The organism is Methanobrevibacter sp., assembly GCF_045644645.1.
Classification (GTDB): Archaea; Methanobacteriota; Methanobacteria; order Methanobacteriales; family Methanobacteriaceae; genus Methanocatella.
This window is the reverse complement of sequence record NZ_JAZRHE010000086.1, coordinates 1-7905: the sequence shown is the minus strand read 5'-3', so window position 1 is coordinate 7905 and position 7905 is coordinate 1. Positions and strand designations below refer to the sequence as shown.

Sequence of the window (7905 nt, the reverse complement as noted above, 5' to 3'; positions counted from 1 at the left end):
AAAAAATAAAAAAATATATAATATAATGGATAATATTAATTATTATGGAAATCGAACACATTAAACAGAATTATTATTTTGAAACTTTGAGCGAAGAACATGACTTGAGCAGTTTTGATTGCGGTGATGATGATTTAAATGACTTTTTGAAAAATGATGCGCTTCCCCAGCAAAATGAGAAATTGAATGTGACAAAATTAGTAATGTGTGACGGAGAAGTGATTGGATTTGTGTCTCTTTTAACTGATGTGTTAGTATTGAAACATATTAACGATGAAAATCTAAAAGTTAAAATTAAAGGAAAATTAGGAGTGAAATCTAAAAATACGAATGTTCCTGCCGTTAAAATTGGAAGATTTGCTCTTGACAGAAGATATCAAAGAGAAGGATTGGGCACACACATATTAAGGAATATTTTCCACACTTTAAAAGCAATTGCAAAAGATCAAATCGGATTCAGATTCATTGTTGTTGAAGGTTATGCGAAAGCTTTTAACTTCTATGTTTTGAAAAATGGATTTGAACATCTCAAAAAAGATAATGAAAAAGTAGAAAATATTGACTTCATATCTCAAAGAGACCCTACAAAAAGATTTCACCTATATTTGGATTTAGAGAAAATTGAATGAATTACTCCTCCTTAAAAGGTTCATCCCAAAAATAAACTATTCTCTGTTTTTTCATCTCTCTACTAACTCTTTTTTGTATTTCACTAGGTGGATCAAGTATATGATTTAAAAATTCAGTAGCTTCATCACCCTCCAAAGTTGGAGTGTTGCCTATAGGGGTTGCCATAATATCACCTAATTTTTTAATTAATAAATTATTTTTTAATTACTAATTTAAATAATTTCGCTTTACATCTCTTAAAAATTGATTTAAGCATGAAAAATTGCTTTGAAAAAACCATACTATTTAAATTTAACTATTTTTTAAGTTTAGGAGTCCACAGGTCAAATTCCTTAATCAGAGGGGGAATGCCCGAATCATGATAGGTTTCAAGATATCCCTCATGGGAAAGTATTTCTTCACCGCTGCATTCAACAGAGTTGAAGAACTCCAGAAGGCCGCGATTTCGAATAACGGTGTGTGTCGGTTTAAATGTAGAAGACCAGATGTAGAACACCTTAAATACAGTGTCCGGATGATATCCCCCGCCCAAGTCAATTGCCAGCACATCGCATGATTGAATTATTCTGAAGGCTTCGGCCAGGACTTCATGCCGACGCACATCGCCTGAAATGAACTTCACACCTTCAAGTTTTTCCATTTCCCCAACCGCTTCAGGCGAATTGTCGATTGCCATTACATTGCATCCGTCTGGAAGCAATTTGGTTGTGCCTCCGACATGGCATCCGAGTTCAACCACGGTATCGCCGGACCTGACCAAATCCAGCAAATCCCCTCTGTAATTTTCAATATCATAACTGAGTTTGATCATAAACTATCCCACTGTTGTTGAGTTGACATATATGCAGGTCCTTTATGCCTGAATTTTTGAAGGCATCCTCATCATATGCAAATGCGAATACGGTATTTCCAAGCATTGCCATGGAACTGCCTAAAATATCACTCGACGAATTAAAATAATCAACAAGATTTTCGACTTCCCCGGACATCAGATCGGTCTCGCCGGCAAACCGCCTTGAAAAAGATAAAAAATTCTCCAAGGTGGGTTCGCCTTCAAACAGCTCCAGATATTTCTGACCTGATCTTGAAATCGCCTGCCTGTGATGGGGGTCCCCAATAATGTCTGCGGTCTTAATCTCCCCGAATGTCTTGTAAGCCACAAACACATCATGTTCAAAGGATTCTATTTCCCCGATTCCAGGAGCGCCGGGTTGGGTTCTTAAAACCAGTCCCCTACCCGTCTGAGCTATTACGTCACCCAAACCAGAGCCCAGGTTGATTTCGGCCATATGGGCAATCTGGCCGCACAGCTCCATGGAATATCCCAGATTCAAAAATTCGCTGATTGCCAGCGTAAGGCTAAATGCGGAGGCAGCGGATGTTCCGAATCCTGCACCGATTGGAAGTGAAATGTCCTGTGTTATTCTGAAATTAGTTTCAACATCCAGAATGTTTAAGACTTCATCAATTACGGTTTCATCACCTTTGTTTACATCAATGACCAACCTGTCTGCTGGTGAAACTGTGGTCTTAACTCCTTCAGACAATAGAAACCCTGCCCCGCAGGATCCATTCTTCAGTCTGATTTCATGGTTTTCAATGCTGAAAAAGCCGGTGACATGACCGGGTACAAAAACTGAATTACTCATAATAAAAGTCCTCCAAAACGTTCAATTCTTTCCAGATTCGTAGGATTTTTTCCCCGAATTTGAATGTTCTTTTGATATAGTTATTATTTATTATATCTTTCATGATTATTATTGTTACCCAAAAATAAACATGAAATCCTGAAGTGTTGAAATGGTTTAGGACCATATTAAAATAAAAAAAAGTTGTAGATGCTGTTGCACCTGCATGATTCAAACATGTTATTATACCGGTTCCCATTTATTATTTCCCAAATGCCTATGTGGGCCGCCAGGGGTATCAAGAACTTCTCCAGTGTAAATAACTCTTTCGGCTTGTGCACTGTAGAATGCACCTGGATCATAATTGCTTTTACTTATGGGTTCTGCTTCTATAACCTTCTCTTTGATTACAATTTTTTGAGTGGCACTGCAATTTTTATAATTGTCGTTTCCACCATAGCTGATAGTTACATTAAATACACCAGCACTTTTATCGAGATTTAAAGTACCAATGCCCTCCTCATTAGTAACAACGGAATGGTAATCATTTGTCTGATTTTCATCTGTTACAGTTATATTTACAGTCTGATTGACTAATGCAGTGCCATTAGCATCAGTCAACTTGACCTGTATTGAACCACCTTCATCAAGTTCCTGTTCACTTTCAAAAGTTAAATTTGTAGTTTGTTTATCTGTATGTGGCATTACTGTAAATATTCCTGCCAAAAGAGCAAGGATGACAAGAATTAAAGCCACCATAATAATTTTATTGTTGTCCATCAAAATCTCCCCGAATTTGGTTCGATATATGATTAAAGATTATGTCAATCTTATTATTAACATTTTACCTGATGAATTTTGAATCAATCATATTACAAAAAGACACTATAATTTTTATAGTAATCCAGTCACTCATCAAAATTGATCAGGAATGCAATTAAAATTAATGAATATAAAAAGAGTTCAACAAACCAAAGATACGTTACATGAAAAAGTAAAAAAATAGGAGAAAAATAAATAATCTCCTTTTTGAATCTAAAATTATTGTTTTTACTGCCTTATTAACGTATTACTACGCTGGCTGTTGTTTTTGAAGCGCCATATATTTCTGTGCCTGCACATGAAATCTTGGCAGTGTAGTTGCCTGCAGCCAGATTCTTAAGAGATGCTGAAATCCTGCCGTTGGCATCAGTCTTTACAGTCTTGTCAATATCACCCAAGACCATATGGACTTTAACGCCTGTAAGTGGATTGCCATCAGCGTCATTCAATGTGACATAGAACCTGGTGCTGGCACCCTGATTAGCAACAACATTTTTTGCAGTCAATGTTGTAGGGATCTTATTCACAGTTACCTTTGCAGTGGCACTTGAAGGGGCATACACTTCAGTGCCTGCAAATGAGATCTTGGCCGTATATTTGCCCGGAGCCAATGATTTAGTTGAAGCAGAAATCCTGCCCTTGCTGTCAGTCTTGACAGTCTTGTTGATGGTACCCAACACCAGATTGACTTTAGCGCCAACAATCGGATTGCCATCAGCATCCTTCAAAGAGACATAGAACTTGGAACTGGTATTATAAACTGTAGCCATGTCATCAGCGGCCAATATTGCTTGGGCTTTTACCATCACATTGGCTGTAGTGTTTGAAGGGGAATATAACTCATCGCCTGCAAATGACACCGCAGCAGTGTAATCGCCTATGGCCAAATTCTTGGTTGACGCGGAAATCCTACCTTTGCTGTCAGTCTTGACAGTCTTGTTGATAGTGCCCAACACCAGATTGACTTTAGCGCCAACAATCGGATTGCCATCAGCATCCTTCAAAGAGACATAGAACTTGGAACCGACATTATAAACAGCAACCAAATCATCAGCAGACAACACCGCCTTGGCCCTCACCACCACATTGGCAGTGGTGTTTGAAGAGGAATATAACTCATCGCCTGCAAATGACGCCACGGCAGTGTAATCGCCTATGGCCAAATTCTTGGTTGACGCGGAAATCCTGCCCTTGCTGTCAGTCTTGACAGTCTTGTTGATGATACCCAACACCAGATTGACTTTAGCGCCAACAATCAGATTGCCATCAGCATCCTTCAAAGAGACATAGAACTTGGAACCGACATTATAAACAGCAACCAAATCATCAGCAGACAACACCGCTTTATTCCTCACCAGAACATTTGCGGTAGTGTTTGAAGAGGAATATAACTCATCGCCTGCAAATGACGCAAAAGCAATGTAATTTCCTATGGCCAAATTCTTGGTTGATGCGGAAATCCTGCCGCTGGCATCGGTCTTGACAGTCTTGTTGATGGAACCTAAAACCAGATTGACTTTAGCGCCGGAAATAGGATTACCGTAAGCATCGCTCAAGGTAACATACAGTCTGGAGCCGACATTATAAACAGCGGAAACATCATTAGCGGACAATACGGTGGTGGCCTTGTTCACAATGACCTGGGCTGTTGTGTTGGACGGGCTATAATTTTCGTCTCCGGCATAGGATATTGTTGCGGTGTATGTTCCGGGTTTAAGTTTTGCTGTTGATACGCTTGCCTGTCCTTTGGAGTTGGTTTTTCTTGAGTAATTCACTCCGTTGAGGTTTATCACTATGTTTGCGCTTAGAGGTGTTCCCTCGGAGTCTGTTAATTTGGCAACCAACTTGCCTTTTGAATCGCCATACATGACGGAAACGTCATTAGCAGTGACGACGCTGTTTAACTGTGCACCTATTGTCTGGTTTGCAGAGGATGTTTCATATCCGACACCGTTGAATGTTGCAGAAACCACATTTGTTGGTTTGGTGAACTGATAAACGATGTTTGCAGCACCATTGGATGCGCTGACGGTGTATTCCACGCCGGCCAAATCAAATGTCACATTTCCCCCAACTATCCTGTTTCCATATTCGTCTGTGATGAACGCTGTAATGTTGGCAGTGTTATCTGCAATATTGTCAATGCTTAAATCGATGCTGGTGGCTATTTCGTTCAGGAACGTGAATGCCTTTACGCATGCAACCAGAGGTTTTGCATCAGCATCATATACGACCATCCAGCTTTCATTGTCTGGTGAAATGAAGGATTTTCCCTCAAAGTCATCATATTTGTAGTTCATGAGAGGGAAAAAGACTGTGCTGTTGTCCAATGAGGACAGTTTGAATATGATTTCAAAAGTGTCGCCCTTGTTCAATGCAATGATGTTGTCCAGATTGATGGTGTAAAATCCATATCCACTCCTTCCTGTTTGATTGTGGACAGATTCGCCGTTTACATTAACATACATCTCCCAGTCATAGTCCCTATGGAAATATGTTGAAACTGCACCCAGATATTCGTTGTCTGTTGAGTTGAACACGTTCTTATACCAGACGGTGCCTTCTGAAAATTCATATCGAAGGGTGTCTCCAAAGTCATACTGATAGTTCTTATCGAACTTGACTGTATCATTGAATATGAATGTGAACATGCTGTCATTAAAAGCATCCAAGGTGGTGTCATAATATGATACGTAATAGCATCCGTAGCCGTCCGCTTCCCCCCAGCTGTTTTTAATAATCCAAGCGCCATTGCCCGGAGGGGTTATCTTAAATTTTTCTTTTGGGAAGTTGTCATCCCAACCTACAATCGCTGTTGTATGGTCGGTCACATCATAATTCGGATTGTAATATGCGGTTCCATTGAGGTAGTCCCCTGAAAAGCACATGTCTGTACCCACAGCCCCGTATCTTAAGATGGCCTCCTTAACCGTGTTTAAATCCGCTGAATTATTCCTATGGATATACATGACATTCTGAATATGGAAGAGGCTGTCCAAAACCGGTGACACCGGTTTGTTGGAATCAAATCTGTCATCCGTTTCATTTATCGGTCCGAACCAGTTCAAAAGATATGCCACTGCTGCAGTGGGATACCAGCTTTCACCGCCATCTCTAAACCCGTAGGAATATTTGCTGATTATATTGGCCACATTCAATTCTGAAAAGTCAAATTTCAGACCGGTTGTCTTCAATATGCATGATTCCAATGTGGCTATTGTTCCGAATACCCAGCAGTAATCCGTATCGCCCTGGTCTCTTGCAGGAGTAATCATTCCAGTGTCACGGGGGTCATATCTTTGCGGAATAACTGTGATGATTGTATCATTGGCCCTTAAAAGAGTGTAGTTGCCGCTTCCGATGAACATGTTTGGCTTATAGTTTAAGAAAACATCATTACCTATGAAGGTGTTGTTCTGATAGGCCAGGCTTTCATCGTCCGAAACGATTGCATGAACGGAATTGCCTCTGAATTCATTTTCTGCGATGGCCACACTGTCCATTGCGATGAGAACCATTCCCCCGCCATTTTCCGCAACGTTTTCTCTAAATTCTGATTTTGTCAATCTTGAATCTCCGCACACATGATAGATTGCCCCGCCTTCCTCTGCCTGATTGCCTTTGAAAGTGCAGTCAGTGATATCGGAATCTGTTCCAAGGAATGCCAAGGCGCCGCCATAGACGGATGATGAATTGATGAAATCACAATTGTTCAGACGGACATTTCCAGATTCGATGTCGAATATGGAACCTCCCGCAAAAGCTCGATTGTTATTGAACCTTGAATTTTCCACAACAGCAGAAGAGGCCTTATCCAGATAAATCGAACCTCCGGAATAGGCGGAATTGTTTATGAAATCACAGTCGGAAATGAACAGGTCTCCTGAATTGAAAATCACACTTCCGCTGTTATTGCCGCGGTTGTTTTTAAAGGTTGTGCCAGTGATGTTCAGCCGGGAACTGCTGGAACATATCGCTCCGCATTCGCCTGCAAGATTGTTCAGGAATCTGCAGTTGAATATCACCACATCGCAATCAAAAGCCAGATTGATTATTCCATGCTCATTGTAGTTGTTGATGAATGTGCAACTGTCAAATATCATGTTGGAATTGCCGCGTGCGTCAATAACGCTGTGGTCATTATAATCGCAACCCCCATCAAAGGTGGAATTTGAAGCGGTCATATCACCAAATACATATGAGGAATATCTTTTAAAGGTCATGTTGTTGATTAAAACTGAATCCTCGATTTGAAAAAGTGAATTTTCAAAATCTATCACTGTATTTTGCGGATTTTCACCGAAAAATGAAATGTTGGAATATAGATACTCTGAATTTAATGTGTATTGTCCGTTCTTAAAGTGCATGTTGGAATTTGACTCGATTCGGTTTCCATCAACAAATTTATAGGGATTTGTGACGGAGCCGTTGCCGTCAACACTAGCGGATGCGTCAAAATAAATGTCTATCCGATTGTTACTGGCAGTCAACGTTTCATCAATAGTAACATCGTCTGCACCTGCAATATCTATTGTATCATTATCTGCTGCGCTTACTGCCGAAACGGCCAATAAGCTTACAAGAAATATTGCCAGTGCCATTAACTTTTTGTTTAGCATGATTTTTTCTCCCAAAAATTAATTATAAACTGATATGTATTTATGTTAAAATTAGCTATATATTTGTTTTCAAATGAATGGGAATTCTGAATGATTTGTACAAAAATAAGAATTTATAACCTTGTAGAAACCATGTCAAAATTTAAGTGAATAACGATGTTTTTTGCTTGTTTTTGTTAAATAAGTGATATTTTCTCTTTGTTTTT

6 protein-coding genes are annotated in these 7905 nt (G+C 39.7%); 1 reads left to right on the top strand and 5 read right to left on the bottom strand.

Going from position 1 to position 7905, the window contains the following annotated elements; all coding sequences use genetic code 11:
- Window positions 1-44: 44 nt before the first annotated feature.
- A complete protein-coding gene (locus tag ACKI4K_RS04940; protein WP_407422865.1) occupies window positions 45-629 on the top strand; it encodes a GNAT family N-acetyltransferase in 585 nt (194 codons plus the stop codon).
- 1 nt (window position 630) lies between these two features.
- Here the strand turns inward: ACKI4K_RS04940 and ACKI4K_RS04935 are convergent, their stop codons facing one another.
- The 5 genes from ACKI4K_RS04935 to ACKI4K_RS04915 form a co-directional block, all read right to left on the bottom strand.
- Window positions 631-795: a hypothetical protein gene (locus ACKI4K_RS04935; RefSeq protein WP_407422863.1), complete on the bottom strand. Its 165-nt coding sequence runs from the start codon at window positions 793-795 to the stop codon at window positions 631-633.
- Between the two features lie 130 nt (window positions 796-925).
- Complete coding sequence (locus tag ACKI4K_RS04930; RefSeq protein ID WP_407422861.1) at window positions 926-1441, bottom strand: class I SAM-dependent methyltransferase; 516 nt, start codon at window positions 1439-1441, stop codon at window positions 926-928.
- The gene (locus tag ACKI4K_RS04925; RefSeq protein WP_407422859.1) at window positions 1422-2279 is read right to left on the bottom strand and encodes a pantoate kinase; all 858 of its coding nucleotides are present in this window, start codon (window positions 2277-2279) and stop codon (window positions 1422-1424) included. The genes ACKI4K_RS04930 and ACKI4K_RS04925 overlap by 20 nt, the downstream gene beginning before the upstream one ends.
- Before the next feature lie 222 nt (window positions 2280-2501).
- Window positions 2502-3038 carry an Ig-like domain-containing protein gene (locus ACKI4K_RS04920; protein ID WP_407422857.1) on the bottom strand — a complete coding sequence of 179 codons (537 nt, stop codon included), beginning with the start codon at window positions 3036-3038 and terminating at the stop codon, window positions 2502-2504.
- A 281-nt stretch (window positions 3039-3319) separates the two neighbouring features.
- The gene (locus ACKI4K_RS04915; RefSeq protein WP_407422855.1) at window positions 3320-7699 is read right to left on the bottom strand and encodes an Ig-like domain-containing protein; all 4380 of its coding nucleotides are present in this window, start codon (window positions 7697-7699) and stop codon (window positions 3320-3322) included.
- Window positions 7700-7905: the final 206 nt, after the last annotated feature.

Coding starts and splice junctions, on each gene's coding strand:
- ACKI4K_RS04935 (WP_407422863.1), bottom strand. CDS start 795: ATGGCAACCCCTATAGGCAACACTCCAACTTTGGAGGGTGATGAAGCT.
- ACKI4K_RS04940 (WP_407422865.1), top strand. CDS start 45: ATGGAAATCGAACACATTAAACAGAATTATTATTTTGAAACTTTGAGC.
- ACKI4K_RS04915 (WP_407422855.1), bottom strand. CDS start 7,699: ATGCTAAACAAAAAGTTAATGGCACTGGCAATATTTCTTGTAAGCTTA.
- ACKI4K_RS04920 (WP_407422857.1), bottom strand. CDS start 3,038: ATGGACAACAATAAAATTATTATGGTGGCTTTAATTCTTGTCATCCTT.
- ACKI4K_RS04925 (WP_407422859.1), bottom strand. CDS start 2,279: ATGAGTAATTCAGTTTTTGTACCCGGTCATGTCACCGGCTTTTTCAGC.
- ACKI4K_RS04930 (WP_407422861.1), bottom strand. CDS start 1,441: ATGATCAAACTCAGTTATGATATTGAAAATTACAGAGGGGATTTGCTG.